Source organism: Pseudomonas sp. Tri1 (assembly GCF_017968885.1).
GTDB lineage: Bacteria > Pseudomonadota > Gammaproteobacteria > Pseudomonadales > Pseudomonadaceae > Aquipseudomonas.
The window spans coordinates 3,103,637-3,119,177 of record NZ_CP072913.1 but is presented as its reverse complement, the minus strand read 5'-3'; the positions used below and the strand labels follow the sequence as shown (position 1 = coordinate 3,119,177).

The window sequence follows — 15,541 nt, the reverse complement described above, 5'->3', positions numbered from 1 at the left end:
TTTCAGCAATAAATCATCACTCCAAGCGAATTAACAACAAACCCCTTAACATCACAAGGCAACATTGCCACGCGCACCAATTATGATCACGACTAAGTTAATCAGCCCTACAGCCGATAAAGGACAGGTGCGGGTGAAATCGCTTTTTTGGCTGATGACTTACTTATGACTGAAGATGCTGGCAACGACTCAACCGTTCTTTCTCCGGGCTCGCCAACCCGAAGCTTCACCCGCCGCACCTTTCCGGCCATCATGCTCGTGCTGTTCGTCATGTCCGCCCTGGCGATCGCCGTGCTGCTCAACATTACCGCAGCCCAGGACCAGCGCGCCCGCGAACAAAGCCTGTTTTTTGCCCAGCGGGCCATCGACGGCATTCGCACTGGCATCGGCCGAGACCTGAGCGATTACTCCAAGTGGAGCGACGCCTACCGGCATCTGCACATCGAAATGGACAAGGAATGGGCCTACGACCAGGAGAACGTCGGCAGCAGCGTCTATTCGCTCTACGGCTACCAGGCAGTGTTTGTCATATCTGCGACCGGCAAAACCGTCTATTCAGTGATCGATGGCCAGATGAGTGAAGTCGATGCCGACACTTGGCTGACTGGTGACCTGCGTGCATTGCGGGAAAAAGCCAGCACCGCGCAGAACCGAGATGAAGTCATCGTCGAGCTGTTGCATCACGACGGTATGCCCGCGTTCGTCGCTACTTCCGCCATCACCACCGGCACCGACGCCAGCGTGGCCGAAATCCCCGGCCCGCCCAGCCTGCTGCTGTTCGTGAAAGTCCTCGATTCTGCATCCCTGCAAAACCTGGCGCGGGACTTTGCCCTGCCCAACGCCCACATTACCCGTGTGCCCGGCCAGGTCGGGACAGCCCAGGTATCGCTTGACCAGCAGACCCAGGAGGCCCTGGCCTGGTGGCCGGCGACGCCGGGCAAGGATCTGCGCAAGATATTGCTGCCCTTGCTGGCCCTGGCATTACTCTTTCTTGGAATCCTGGCATTGGCCGTGTTGCGCCATGCCCTGGCCATGCTTCGGGCCCAGGAACGCCAGTACACCAGCCTGCTGGCCCACCGCAAGGCTTTGGAGCGCAGTGAGGAGCGTTTCCGAGACATTGCCGAGGTGTCGTCTGACTGGTTGTGGGAGATCGACTCGACAGGAACGCTGACCTACCTGTCCGACCGTTTTGAACAAGTGACCGGGTTCAGCCCCACCGATTGGTTGGGCAAGCCCCTCCACCGCCTGCTTCATCCCCACGGCGGGTCGATTTCGATTTCCCAATGGTTGCTCGGCGGTGCCGACAGCGCCTCATCCGCCCCGCTGCTATGCGAGTACACCGCGCGCAACCAGCGCATACGCACCTGCAAGCTGTCGGTGCGGGCCATCGAAGCCGGCGCTTTGGGCTTTCGCGGCACCGCCACCGATATCACCGAGGAGTTGCGGGCGCTAGCGCAGATCAAACATCTTTCGCTGCACGACCCGCTGACTGGCCTGGCGAACCGCAACCGTTTGTTTGACTGCCTCAGCGAACATCTGGACCCGGCGAATGGTGTACCGCTGGCGCTGTTGAACCTGGACATGGACCGCTTCAAGCCGGTCAATGACTCGCTGGGTCATGCCGTGGGCGATAAAGTGCTGAAGGAAGTGGCCCATATCCTTCAGCAAAACGTGCGCAGCACTGACCTGGTGGCCCGTCTGGGTGGTGATGAGTTTGTCATTGTCATGCCTAACCCTGGCGATGCGCACGATCTCGATCAACTCTGCGAGCGCCTGATCGATTGCATGCAGCGACCGATGCATCTGGACGGCAATACGTTGTACCTGGGGGTGAGCATCGGCGTTGCCTGGTCGCAACCCGGCGGCGAGCGGGCCGATGAACTGTTGCGCCACTCCGATATCGCCTTGTATGCAGCTAAGGCGGCGGGTCGCAATACCTGGCGCGTGTATGTAGAGGCCATGGGGAATATGGCCCGCGACCGACGTCGATACGAGCAGCAACTGCGCCAGGCGATGCACGAGGACCAGTTGGAGTTGCGCTATTTGCCGCGTTTCAACGTGAGCGCCGAGCAGTTGCATGGCTTTGAAGCCCAGACCATCTGGCATCATCCCGAGAAGGGCGAACTGGGTGGTTCAGACTTCATACCGGTGGCTGAAGCATCGGGCCAGTTGGAAGAACTGGGAACCTGGGTACTGATCAACGTCTGTGAGGAAGCGGCAACCTGGCCGGTCACCGTCAACGTATCCGTCGCGGTTTCGCCCAAGTGGTTCAGCAGCAGCTTTCTGCTAGACCAGGTGCGAACGGCCCTTGACGCGAGCGGCCTGGCCCCTCATCGACTGACCCTGGAAGTGGCCGAAGGGGTTCTGTTGACCGATCATAAGGTCGTTGCGCGTACCCTTCATGCCCTCAAAGACCTCGGCGTGCGAATCAACATCGACAAGTTCGGCACCAGCATCGCCTCCCTTCGCGAAGTATTGAACCAACCGTTCGATGGCATCCGTTTCGATCGCAACATCCTCGCGCAGCTGGGCTTGGAGCATGACCAGGAAGGCGTCCTGGCGATGATCCGGTTGAGCCGCAGTGTTGGGCTGATGGTCACCGCCGAGGGCATCGAGAACGCCCGGCAATTCAGCCAACTGCGCAGCGTGGCCTGCGACCATGTACAAGGCCCCTACTTCGGCTCAGCCCTGGCCCGCTCGGAAATGGCCTCGTTTTTCACCACACCAAGGTGGTTATAGAACCAGCTCGCATCTTTCTCCCACAGGTGATTTGGGGGATATAGATCTCTTTCCCTGCACCAAGCAATGTGGAGCGAGCTTGCTCGCGATGACGGCGGCACAGCCACCCCTGCAAACTGAACCACCGCTATCGCGAACAAGCACGCTCCCACAGGGTTAGGTGAATATGAGTCTTCTGTCCCCCAGGGCCAGCTCCTCAATGACTCATCGGCGACATGGCCGTAGCCTGCCCCAACAACTGTTGATCGATGTCTTCCAGACGCAACACCCGGCCGCCGGTGTCCCTGGCGAGTTTTTCCGCCGCCTGGGCGTCGGAGAACGAGGCCAATACCACACCCATGGCACCCTTGAGCCCGGAGCCGATCACAAAATAGGCGGTCCTGGCATCGATCAGGTGCGCATCATCCGGCGTATCCCAATGGCTGTACCCCATGTCGTGGACGTACAACTTCACATCGTCACGGTGATTCTCTGGCTGTAGCCACCAGCCAAGCATTTCCGCTGGCGAGCAGAATTTCTTGACGCTGCCAGCAGCGACTGCGGCGCCCTTGGGTCCGGGAAAGTCATTGATGACCATGCCACAGACGTGGCACTCGTCACTGGGATGAAACGCCAGCGCCGCCTTGCTGGCCGGCGGTGACGGGGCCTTGTCGCACGCCACCAGCGCCAGGCACATCAACACCCCGGCCAGAAGGCGGCTCGCCTTGAAGTACACCCTGTTCATCGTTGCATGCTCCTTTTATAACCATCAGAAATCACGGGCACCGGCGATTGAACAACCGATAAGCCAACCACAACGGCACTGCCACCCACAGCCATAGGCACAACCAGAGCAAAGGCCCCGACACCGGCAGGTCGCTGCCCAGGGTCAGCACCGCGGCGCCAGTGGACGCAGGATCGAAGCCCGACAGATTAATCAGCCGATACACATCCGTAGGGTTGAACAGCAGCAACCACGGCAACAGATCCGGGCTGAACCGGCCCTCGCTGAGCACCAATAGCGCCAGCAGCACCAGGTCGAACACCATCACAAAGAAAAACCACACCCCCAGCGCCAACCCGGCGGCGGTAGACTTTTCCGCCGAGAGACTGCTCAGCACATAGGCCAGCCCGAGAAAGCCCCAGCCAAGCAAGGTGGTGGACAACATGAAGCGGCCGAAAGCCCAGAGCAGCAGGCTCAGCTCGATATCGTCCACCAACAGGGCAATGGCCAACATCGCGCAACCGAAACCAATCAGCGTCGCCAGGGTCAGGATCAAGCCATGGCCAACGAACTTGCCCAGCAGCAACTGACCGCGCCCCAACGGATAGGTGAGCAACAGCAGCAGGGTGCCGCTCTCGTCTTCGCCGACAATCGCGTCGTAGGCCAAGAGCAAGGCGATCAAAGGCATCAGGAACGTTGCCAGGCTGGCCAGGCTCGCCACCGTCGCAGGCACAGAGGTAAACCCCAATTGGCCGGAGGCCGCCGCGCCGAGCCAGGCGATGCCAATGGCCAATACCGCGAACAACAGACTGATCGCCAGCAACCAGCGATTACGCAGGCCATCACTGAATTCCTTGCGGGCCATGTTCCAGATCGGGTTCATGAGCTGGCCTCCTCGGCCGCCGCGCGGACCATGTAATGGCGGTACAGGTCCTCCAGGGACGGTGGCTTGATCTCCACGTCCGTGGGGGTGTCCTGGGCCAGCAACTGCCGCAGCAAGACGAGCTTGCTGCCGTCCGGCGCGGACACCTGCAGACCCTCGGCGCCCCAGCCCTGGGTGACATGCCCCTCGCTGCGCCAGCGTTGCAGCAACTGTGCAGAACGGGCCAACCCCGAAGCGCGAATCAGGGTCGGCAACCCTGCGTCTTCGCGCAACCGAGCCAGACTGCCCAAGGCCAACAGGCGCCCCTGGGTCAGGATCGCGGCGCGGTTGATGTGTGCCTCGACGCCCGGCAGGACATGGGAGCAAAGAATGATGCTGGTGCCCTGCCAACGCAGGCGATCGAGCAGTTGATAGAGATCCTGGGTGGCGATGGGGTCCAGGCCAACGGTCGGTTCGTCCAGCAGCAACAGACGCGGCTGGCCGAGCAAGGCCTGCGCCAGGCCCAGGCGTTGACGCATGCCCTTGGAGTAGGTCCGCACGCGACGCCGGGCCGCGTATGCCAACCCTACCTCCTCCAACAGACGCTCGACCTGCTGCGGCGCTGCGCCTTTGAGCCGGGCGAAGTGACGCAGGGTTTCCAGCCCACTCAACTGCGGGTAGAACATGACGTTCTCCGGCAGGTAGCCGAGCATCTGCCGCACGCTGGGATCGCTGGGTTCACGGCCGAAGACGCGCACCTGGCCTTCGCTGGCCCGCAGCAGACCGAGGATCAACTTCATGGTGGTGGTCTTGCCCGCACCGTTGTGCCCGAACAGGCCGAGCACTTCGCCCTGGGCCAGGTTCAGGTTGAGCCCGCGCAGCACGGCGACATCGCCATAGTGCTGGCTGACGCCTTCGATCTCGACGACGTTCAAGACGCGTCCTCCTGAGCACTGTTGCGTGACGGGGGATGGACCGGGGTTTCCATCAACGGATGGCTGTCCATGACCCCAGGGGATTTCATCACCGGGAATGCCCGCTGTACCCAGCGCAGCAGTTCGATACCCGGACTGTTCATCAGCAGCCGTACCTGGGGGTACAGCCACAGCAGGCGATCGACATTGTCGTTGGGCTCATAGGCCACGTCCCCCACGCCGTCGCCGTTGCGATCCCAGCCCAGGTAATCGCTCCAGTAATTGCCGCGCCCATCCGCCGACCATTCCTGCAACCGGGTGGCGACGTATTTGACCTGGCGCTGGTTGTGCACGAAGGCATTGCCGGCGATGCGGTTGTCCTCCGAGCCAGCGGTCAGGTGGATACCCACGGCGCTGCGCTCGAAATGGTTGCCCTCGATGCGGTTGAACAACGAGTTGTAAATGAACAAGGCCTTGCCCTCGGCGCCGGTGATCATGGTGTCGCCGGTAGACCCGTCGCGCACGTCGGTGACGAAGTTGTCGCGCAGGGTGGAATAGGTGATGTAGTTCATCAGGATTCCGTAGTTCTGATCCTGTTCGGAACGGTTGCCGATCACGGTCAGTTGACGGCTTTGCATCAAGGCATAACCGGTGCGGGTACGCCGGGTGACGTTGTCCAGCAGGCGGTTATCGTTGGCGAACATGTAATGCACGCCATAGCGCAAGTCCTCCAGGGTATTGCCCTGCAGCAGGTTGCCGCTGGAGGTGTCGATATAGATGCCGTCGCGGGTTTCGCGCACCTGGTTACCGATGACCCGGGCGCCGTGCACTGCGTACAAATGGATGCCGTTGCCGCGGTCCTGGGAGCGCAGGCCGGGGTCACCCTGGATGCGGTTGTCGATCAGGCTGACGTCGCGGGTGCCATCGACCCAGATGCCGAAGCCCTGGCCCTGCATCCGGTTTGCGCGAACCACCGCACCCTGAGCGACGGGCTGAATGAATACGGCAGCGTTCATGGCCGTCAGGTCATGGCCCCAGTCCAGGAACGTGCAGCCCTGGACCTGGACGTTCGGCGCACGAATGATCACCCCATTACCCTCGCCCTGCCCCTGGAATACCGCGTCCGGCGCACAGGTGAGCGTCATCGGTTGATCAATGCTGAACGACCCCTGATATCGCCCCGCCGGTAGGCGCCATTGCTGCTCGCCCTCGGCCTGCAAAGGCAGATTGGTGATCGGCTGCGGCGCGGCGAGCGCACCGCCCGATAACAGACAAAACACCAGCGCAATGACCGGTTGACGAGCGCGGCCCGCAGGTTGTGGCGTGTTCCCGGTCATTGAAGCTGTCTCCTTGACGAGCTGTCTCAGGCTTTTTCAACCAGCATGCGTCCGACCATCTCCATGTGCAGGGCATGGCAGAACCAGCTGCAGTAGTACCAATGCAAGCCGGCCTTATCGGCGATGAAGGTGATCGATGAGGTCTGTTGCGGGCTGATCTCCATGCTCGCGCCATGGTTGGTCATGACAAAGCCATGGGTAACGTCCTCGATCTGGTCGATGTTGGTGATCGTCACCGTCACCTCGTTGCCTTGCTTGACGGTGAACTCTGTCAGGCCATAGGCCGGGGCCATCGACGTCATGTAGACCCGCACCTTGTTGCCGTCGCGAATGACCTTGTTGTCGGTTTCCAGGTTGATGCCGTCTTTCTTGGCCAGCTCCACGGTTGCGGCGAAGAACGGGTCGTTGCGGTTCCAGATCTTCTGGGTCTTGATCTGGTCGCGCCGGGCGAGGATGCAATCGTGGGGTTCGGCGAAGGCCGGGCCGTCGTGCACCAGCTTCATTTCCTCGCCGGAGATGTCGATCAGTTGATCGTTCTCCGGGTGCAGCGGACCGGTGGGCAGGAAACGGTCCTTGGAGAACTTGCACAACACCACCAGCCACTTACCGTCCGCCTCGCTGGTTTCAGTCAACGACGCGTGGTTGTGCCCCGGTTGGTACTGCACGTCGAGTTTCTGCTTGATGTAGTTGACCTTCTCGCCCTTGTAGGCACGAATGGCGTCGTCCATGTTCCACTTCACCACCTGGCTGTCGATGAACAGGGTAGTGTAGGCATTACCGCGCCCGTCGAACGTGGTATGCAGCGGCCCCAGGCCCAGTTCCGGCTCAGCCACGATGACCTCGCGAGGGTCTTTGAAACGGTCGGCGAACAGATCGTCGAGGCGGTCGATGGCGATCATCGAGACGGTGGGCGACAGCTTGCCGTTGGCGATGAAATATTTGCCGTCGGACGAGGTATTGAGCCCGTGGGGGTTCTTCGGCACCGGAATGTAGCGAGTGAACTCGGAGTCCTTGCCATCGGTCTTGCGACCATCGACCACCGGCACCTTGGAGCCGTCCAGGTTGATGAACTTGCCGGCCTTGATCGCAGCTTCGATACGCGGAATGTTGAACACCACCACCCAATCGCGCTCATTGCGCATCATGCCGCCCAGGTCGTAGGCCTTCTCGGAGTTGTAGCAGGTACTGGCGGCGTATTTGCCGGTGTAGTCAGCGTCGGAGTTGTCCAGGTTGCCATCGACAATCACCTGGAATGCCATTTCCATTTTCTCGGCATCGATGGCGTTGAACATCGTGAAGCTGTTTTTATCCTGCAGGTCGAAGGTGCGACCGTCATTGGGATGCGGGATCACGAACTCGGCATTGGCGAACACGTACTTGGTGTATGGCACCTTTTGCAGGCGCAGGCCGTGGATCGCCTGGACATTGGGCACGGTGAGGATCTTGTCGCACTTCATGATGTCCAGGCGAATGCGTGCGACCCGGGAGTTGGCCTTGTCGTTGATGAACAGGTACTTGCCGTCGTACTTGCCGTCGGTCATGGAGATGTGCGGGTGATGGCAGTCGCCGTTCTGGTATTTGGCGCTGTCGCCCAGGATGCGCTTGCTTTCGTTGGTCAGGCCCCAACCGGTGGCCGAGTCCACGTTGAACACCGGGATGCGCATCAGCTCACGCATCGACGGCACGCCCAGCACCCGCACCTCGCCCTGATGGCCGCCGCTCCAGAAACCGTAGTATTCGTCCAGCTCACCAGGCCCGACATGGATCTTGGACTTGGCCTCCTTGGCCGCCGCGGCCCAGGACTCACGTGTGAACGTGCCGGCCCCCAGCGCCGTGGCGCCGGCCAGCACCGCGCCGGTGACGGCACCGGTGCCAAGAAAACTTCGCCGGCTGACACCCCTGGGTTCTTCCACTGCGCCAGAGGTTTCGGTTTTTTTGTCGCTCATGCTGTGTGCTCCATGAAGAATGAAAGGATCAAGGGACAGGACATTTCGGGTGCCTCAAGGCGCCGGGCTCACCTGCACCACGGGAATCAATTGCGCATCGGTCGCGGTCGCCTTGCCGCGCTTCTTGCGCTTGTTGATCAGCGGCGGGCATTTGTTTTCGTTGTGCCAGGTCATCTGGCAGTCGAGGCAGTAATGGCATTCGTTGGCATTGATCCGGCCATCGGGGTGAATCGCCTGGATCTCGCATTCCTTGGCGCACAGTTGGCACGGGTTGCCACATTCCTTGCGACGCTTGAGCCAGTCGAACAAGCGCAACCGGGTAGGCATCGCCAGGGCGGCCCCCAGCGGACAGATGTAGCGGCAGTAGACTTTGCGGGTGAACAGGTTCACCACCAGCAGGCCCGCCGCGTAGGCCACGAACCACCACTGGCGGTCGAACCTGAGGGTGATGGCGGTCTTGAAGGGCTCCACTTCGGCCAGTCGTTCGGCGGTGGCCATCGACTCCAGCGAGACACCGAACAGCACCAGCAAAATGATGTACTTGATCGCCCACAGCCGCTCGTGGACGGCGAACGGCAGCTCGTATTGCGGCACCTTGAGCTTGCGCGCCAGCTCGTTGATCAACTCCTGTAGCGCGCCGAACGGGCACAGCCAGCCACAGAACACCCCACGGCCCCAGAGCAGGATGCTGGCGGCGGTGAACACCCAGAGGATGAAAATCAGCGGGTCAGTGAGGAACAGTTCCCAGCGAAAGCCTTCGAACAAGGCGTGGACGAAGGTCAGCGCATTGACCACCGACAACTGCGCCAAGGCATAGCCGCCGAGAAATACCACGGTGAACACCAGGTAAGCGCGACGCACCCAATGCAACAGCGTCGGCCGCCGGGCCAGCGAATCCTGGAAAAACAGGATCGCCGTCAGCACCGACAACGCGGCCACAAGCACCGATATCTCGATGTTTTTCTGATACCAGAGCGTCAACCACATCGGCCGGCTGGCTTCTTCGGCCGCCGCCAGCTGCTCGGCTGTCGGCAATGGCCGCTCCAGATAGGGCTCCGGCAGTTGATAGGCCAGCTCAAAGCTGCTGAAAATACCGCGCACTGGCCCGGTCTGGCGGCGCACCAGCAACTCCAGGCTCCAGGGCGAACCGGGATCGAAACGGTGGGACGCACGGACGATGAAAATCGCCATTTCGTCGAACTCAGGCATGTCATCGGCAGCCACGTCATCCAGGCGCTGGAAATCCATATCGCGGAAGCTGATAGCGTCGCCAAACTGACGCACCAGTACGCGATCGAAAATGCCGCCACGTACATAGCCCGAGCCCTTGAAGGAATAACGTCCACTGCCCATCACGGCGATGGCTTGTTCGCCCGGCTTGAGCCCGGCCATCAGCGTGCGGTATTGGCTGTCACCGAGCAGGTTGCGGCCGATGGTGGGTGGATTCAGGTGAGTGACATACAAGTCGATGAAGGTATCGTCCGCTTGCTCGGCGCTGGCGACCTCGACCTGCTCGGCCTCGGTCCCCTTGAAGGAAGCGTCTACCTGGCTGCGGGTCAGGTGCAGGCGACGTATCGCGCCGTTACCGGTCAAGGTCTTCCAGTCGGCGGGCTCGTAGAGATCCTCACGCACCCGGGCCGGCGCCACGGTCAGCCCTGCGTCACCCTTGACCAACCCCAGGGAGACCGCGACGTCGTGAGCGGCGCGCATGATGACTTCATTGACCACCATCGCCGTCACGGTGGCCCCGGCGATTGCATCCACCGTCACGGCGTTCGGGTCGCTGGAATGCCCCACCACCACCCGTTGATTGACCTTGATGCCGCTGTAGCGCGCACTGAATGCATGCAGTTTTTCTTCAGCGATGCCAATCAGCAGAATCGGCTCATGGTGTTCGAGCACATAGGCATCGAGAATCACACCGGCCGGATCGAGGATCACCTGGACATTGATCGGCTTGCCTGAATAAGCGGGAATGTCCACCACATCCAGGCTTTGGAACGCGTAGCCCAGGACCTTGCCGGCAGCGGACAGCTTGCGCACTTTGAACGGCCCTTCGGGCTCGGAGATCGAGTCGGCCTGGCTCAGGACATGGTGGATGCGCTGTTGCTGGATGTCACCGTAGTCCTTGGCCTGGGCAAGGCCCGCGAATAAAAACAGGAGAGTGAACAGTGCGCGGAGCCAGAAGCGGGATGGGTGCTGCATCACAAAAAGAGGGGTCATGGACGCCAGGTCTTAAAGACAGGATCTTGGCGATCATCGTAGGGCCCGCCCCCTTGCGCGGCCCTTGATTGAAATCAATTTGGGAAAACTTAACCCCGGCTCACAAAAAACCTGTGGTGAGGGAGAAATCCCCTCGCCACAGGTTGGTGTCAGCTCAAGCAACAGTGCTCGGTCCGACCCTCAGCGCAACCCGTAGGAGTAGATACGCCCGTCATTATTGTCGTACCAATTGCCCTTGGCCCAGATCACCCGGTCCTGCGCTGCTTGAAAGCCGACGATGCCCAGGTAACCATCGATGGCGAGGCGTTGCCAGGAGTGCCCCCAGTCCTTGGAGTAAAACACTCCATCGGCAGAGATGTTCGCGTCCGACCACCAGTAGAGCCAGCGCGGCGGGTGGTGCTCGCTGGTGGTGTTGATCAGCAAGGTGTTGCGCCCCATCCAGAAATTCCCGCCGCGCAATCGACTGTCCGAGGCCAATGGATCGAACACGCTGGGCAGTTCGCCCAAAGGACGCCAGGCCAGCGCGACGGTATCCAGCTCGGCGACAACGTCCTGCCCGCGGTCACCTTGGTCGATAAGGCCCATTACCCGTCCGGTATCGTTTTGCACCAGCGCATCGATGAACAGGTTATCTTCACGCTGGACTTCCATGACCTGCCACTGCCCAGCCATGCGTTGCAACCGAGTCCGCGTGGTTACGTTGAACGCGACATTGTCGCCCGCGCCGTCCGGATTGCTCCCCCAAAAGCGTTGAGACACCCAGATAAACGCACGCTGTGCATCCAGTTGAAGCACATTCGTCTGCACTTCCCCATAGGCGCCTTCACTTGTGCGCCATTCAGTAATGTCGGGGCGTTTGTCCTGCAGATATTCGGCAGACACCAGCAGCGGCTCAGCGGCGAATATGGGGGTGCTGCTGGCGCCGCGATCGGCAGAATAAAAGACCCCCGTCGAAATAGCTCCCGCAGCCTCTTCGCCACTGTCATCATCGACGCCGCTCGGCCTGCCCCAGGCCCAGACCTCATTCGCCCCATGGAAATACGGTTCCAGGTTCCAGGCCAACTGATCGGCATCGGCAAACCATCCCTTGCTCAACCAGGTCCAGTGCTTGCCTTGATCTTCACTGCGAAAGACCACCGTTTGGTTGATGCCATCAGCGCTTGGAACTTCAGGCCGGTCGAGCCCCGAGAGCAGAAACACACTGTCGCCATCCGGACTGGCCACCAGGCAGGCCGCGCCACTGACATGGGCCACCAGTTGAAATTGACCCTGGCCGTCCAGGCGGGAAATGAAGGAAGTTTCCTTGTCATCACGAGCGAAGACACTGGAAAAGACGCCAGACGCTTGCAGCTCTTCATCCTCGCCCTCGACCGGCTTGCCATAGACCACGGTATTCAAATCCACCACATCGGCAGAAGGCTCCAGCTGTTTGGTGTCGCCTTCCAGCCGCCCTACCAGCCAGGTACCCCGCGGGGTCACGACCACGCCCGTACAATACTGGGTCATCGCGCGCAACCGGGTATCCTTCACGACGCCCAACTGCTGTGGGTCAGGGTTGGCACCGCCCCATTGCAGCTTGGCGCTGGCAATCACCCACGCGTACCACAGCGCAGCGCAGCCCAGCAGCGCGACAAACAGAGTCATGAACAGCTTCGATCGAGGCATGAGAGGTCCGTATCCATGGGAACTGGAAAGCTTTTCTCATCTCTTTCGTCCGGAGTAAATTTTTATCGCACTAGAACGAATGAACCCGGTCGCATAATTGTCAGTGCTGTGACTCAAGTTCCATTCTCCGAATGACGCTGTTTCGCCAGAAAGCCTCAACGCGTTGAGCAGACGCAAACAAGGAACGCTCCATGCCCCCACGCTCCGGTCCCATCCCCCCATTGCCTGAAGGCACCGGTTTCGTCCGGGTGCGTGGCGCCCGCGAACACAACCTCAAGAACGTTGACGTCGACATCCCCCGCGATGCCCTGGTGGTGTTTACCGGCGTGTCGGGCTCCGGCAAGTCGTCCCTGGCCTTCTCCACACTCTATGCCGAAGCCCAGCGTCGCTACTTCGAGTCGGTGGCGCCCTATGCGCGACGCCTGATCGACCAGGTCGGCGTACCGGATGTGGACAGCATCGAAGGCTTACCGCCAGCAGTGGCCCTGCAACAACAGCGCGGCACCCCCAGCGCACGCTCCTCGGTGGGCAGCGTCACCACCCTGTCGAGCCTGATCCGCATGCTCTACTCCCGCGCTGGCAGCTACCCGGCCGACCAACCGATGCTCTACGCCGAGGACTTCTCGCCCAACACACCGCAGGGGGCGTGCCCGGAATGCCACGGCCTGGGTCGGGTCTATGAAGTGACCGAAGCGTCCATGGTGCCCGACCCTTCGCTGACCATTCGCGAACGTGCCGTGGCAGCCTGGCCCATGGCGTGGCAGGGCCAGAACCTGCGAGACATCCTGGTGACCCTGGGCTATGACGTCGACACTCCCTGGCGCGACCTGCCGAAAAAGCAACGCGACTGGATTCTCTTCACCGAGGAAACGCCCACCGTACCCGTATACGCCGGACTCACTCCGGCCCAGACCCGCGCGGCTCTTAAACGCAAACTCGAACCCAGCTACCAGGGCACCTTCAGCGGCGCCCGGCGCTATCTGCTACACACATTCATGCACTCCCAAAGCGCCCAGATGCGCAAACGCGTGGCGCAATACATGCGTGCCAGTCCCTGCCCCGTGTGCGAAGGCAAGCGGCTCAAGCGCCAAGCATTGACGGTGACCTTCGCCGGCCTGGACATCGCCGAACTGTCCCACCTGTCTTTGCTGGAGCTGGCTGCGGTACTCAAAGAGGTCGCGTCTGCGAGTTATCTGGAGCAAGCCGAAGAATCGGGGGAAGTCCTCAGCCACCGGCAGACCCGTGAGGCTCGCGAGCAACGCGCCGCCAGAGGCGATAGCCCCCACGCAGGGGGACCGGACGCCCGTCACACGCCCAACCTCTCCCTGGAAAAGCGCCTGGCCGCCCAACGCATCGCTGCAGAACTACTGGAGCGGATCGTCACCCTCATCGACCTCGGCCTTGGTTATCTGGCCCTGGAGCGCAGCACGCCCACGCTGTCCTCCGGCGAACTGCAACGCCTGCGCCTGGCAACCCAGCTCAATTCCCAGCTGTTCGGCGTGATCTACGTACTGGACGAACCCTCCGCCGGCCTGCACCCGGCTGACAGCGAAGCGCTGTTCGAGGCGCTGCAACGCCTGAAGGCGGCAGGCAACTCGGTATTCGTGGTCGAACACGACCTGGACACCATGCGTCGCGCTGACTGGCTGATCGATGTGGGGCCAGATGCGGGTGAACAAGGTGGCCAAGTGCTCTACAGCGGCCCACCCAGCGGGCTTGAGCAGGTGCCTGAGTCACGGACCCGTGCCTACCTGTTCGCCGAGCACCGCACGGCTGCTCGCAGCCCCCGAAAACCACGGGAGTGGCTGCGCCTGGAAGGCATCACACGCAATAATCTGGACAACCTCAACGCAGACTTCCCCCTGGGTTGCTTCACTGCGGTAACCGGTATTTCGGGCTCGGGGAAATCCAGTCTCGTCAGCCAGGCTCTATTGGATCTGGTTGGCTCCCACCTGGACCAAGCCAACGTCAGCGCCGAAGCCGATGAGCAAAGCCTCGAAGACGAACCGGTGCAAACCAGCGGCGGTCGCGTCAGCGCCGGGCTCGACGTCATCAAGCGGCTGGTCCAGGTCGACCAGAGACCCATCGGCCGCACACCGCGCTCCAACCTCGCCACCTACACCGGGCTGTTCGATCACGTGCGCAAACTGTTCGCCGCGACAGAGCAGGCACAGGCGTTGGGATTCGATGCCGGGCGATTTTCCTTCAACGTCGCCAAAGGACGCTGCGAAACCTGTGAAGGCGAGGGCTTTGTCAGCGTGGAGTTGCTGTTCATGCCCAGCGTATACGCACCCTGCCCCACCTGCCATGGAGCACGCTACAACCCGCAGACCCTGGCAGTGAGCTGGCGGGGCTTGAATATTTCCCAAGTGCTGCAACTGACCGTGAACCAAGCGCTCGAGGTGTTTGCCGAGCACGCGGCGGCCAAGCGTTCATTGCAAGTGCTGCAGGATATCGGCCTCGGTTACTTGCGCTTGGGACAACCGGCCACGGAGCTGTCCGGTGGTGAAGCACAGCGGATCAAACTGGCAACCGAGTTGCAGCGCAAAGCCCGGGGAACAACCTTGTATGTGCTGGATGAACCGACTAACGGCCTGCATCCCCAGGACGTGGATCGTCTGCTGGTGCAGTTGAATCGGCTGGTGGCGGACGGTCATACAGTGGTGGTCGTGGAACACGACATGCGGGTCGTGGCGCAAAGTGATTGGGTCATCGATATCGGTCCGGGGGCTGGGGCCCAAGGCGGCAAAATGGTGGTGTGCGGGGCCCCAGAGACCGTGGCCGGATGCAGCGAGAGCCGGACGGCAGCGTTTTTGAGAAACGCATTGCAGCTTGAAAACTAAGCTTTTTTTGATTGTTTCTCGCCGTTTCGAAAAAGCTGACTATACTGTTTCCCAGTTAATCGTTTCAGTAGTCGAATTTGACTGTAGCCTCATGGAGCAAGAGTATGAGACTGCACATGCCAGGAGGCGCAATGACATCAACCCTGTTGAGAACACAATTACGCGGGGGGATGAGACACTCTTATCGCTCTCTGAAGCGATCCCCGATAAAGGGTAGACCGGGCAATCCGAGCTACCTCAGAGCGCTGACTGCGGCCGCACAATACACGTGTGGTTGTTGATACCGACGCTATAAAACTCCCAATTCCC

At 61.0% G+C, this 15,541-nt stretch carries 9 protein-coding genes; 2 read left to right on the top strand and 7 right to left on the bottom strand.

The window, feature by feature from the left end; all coding sequences use genetic code 11:
- Positions 1-165: 165 nt before the first annotated feature.
- Positions 166-2,739, top strand: a complete 2,574-nt coding sequence (locus J9870_RS13330) for an EAL domain-containing protein (RefSeq protein ID WP_210644725.1) — start codon at positions 166-168, stop codon at positions 2,737-2,739.
- Positions 2,740-2,935: 196 nt separating this feature from the next.
- Here the strand turns inward: J9870_RS13330 and J9870_RS13325 are convergent, their stop codons facing one another.
- From J9870_RS13325 to J9870_RS13295, 7 genes are all read right to left on the bottom strand, one after another.
- A complete protein-coding gene (locus tag J9870_RS13325) occupies positions 2,936-3,463 on the bottom strand; it encodes a nitrous oxide reductase accessory protein NosL (protein ID WP_210644724.1) in 528 nt (175 codons plus the stop codon).
- Between the two features lie 31 nt (positions 3,464-3,494).
- A complete protein-coding gene (locus J9870_RS13320) occupies positions 3,495-4,325 on the bottom strand; it encodes an ABC transporter permease subunit (RefSeq protein WP_210644722.1) in 831 nt (276 codons plus the stop codon).
- The gene (locus J9870_RS13315; RefSeq protein ID WP_210644720.1) at positions 4,322-5,239 is read right to left on the bottom strand and encodes an ABC transporter ATP-binding protein; all 918 of its coding nucleotides are present in this window, start codon (positions 5,237-5,239) and stop codon (positions 4,322-4,324) included. Before J9870_RS13315 ends, J9870_RS13320 begins: the two co-directional genes overlap by 4 nt.
- Complete coding sequence (locus J9870_RS13310; RefSeq protein WP_210644718.1) at positions 5,236-6,555, bottom strand: nitrous oxide reductase family maturation protein NosD; 1,320 nt, start codon at positions 6,553-6,555, stop codon at positions 5,236-5,238. The genes J9870_RS13315 and J9870_RS13310 overlap by 4 nt, the downstream gene beginning before the upstream one ends.
- Positions 6,556-6,581: 26 nt before the next feature.
- Positions 6,582-8,501, bottom strand: coding sequence for a TAT-dependent nitrous-oxide reductase (nosZ, locus tag J9870_RS13305; protein WP_210644716.1), 1,920 nt, complete (start codon positions 8,499-8,501; stop codon positions 6,582-6,584).
- Positions 8,502-8,555: 54 nt separating this feature from the next.
- Positions 8,556-10,724 (bottom strand): NosR/NirI family protein, encoded by a 2,169-nt coding sequence (locus J9870_RS13300; protein ID WP_246883118.1) that lies wholly within the window; start codon positions 10,722-10,724, stop codon positions 8,556-8,558.
- A gap of 180 nt (positions 10,725-10,904) precedes the next feature.
- Complete coding sequence (locus tag J9870_RS13295; RefSeq protein ID WP_210644714.1) at positions 10,905-12,389, bottom strand: hypothetical protein; 1,485 nt, start codon at positions 12,387-12,389, stop codon at positions 10,905-10,907.
- A gap of 191 nt (positions 12,390-12,580) precedes the next feature.
- On the opposite strand from J9870_RS13295, the gene J9870_RS13290 reads away from it, so the two are divergent.
- Complete coding sequence (locus J9870_RS13290; RefSeq protein WP_210644712.1) at positions 12,581-15,232, top strand: excinuclease ABC subunit UvrA; 2,652 nt, start codon at positions 12,581-12,583, stop codon at positions 15,230-15,232.
- The last annotated feature ends 309 nt before the right edge of the window (positions 15,233-15,541 follow it).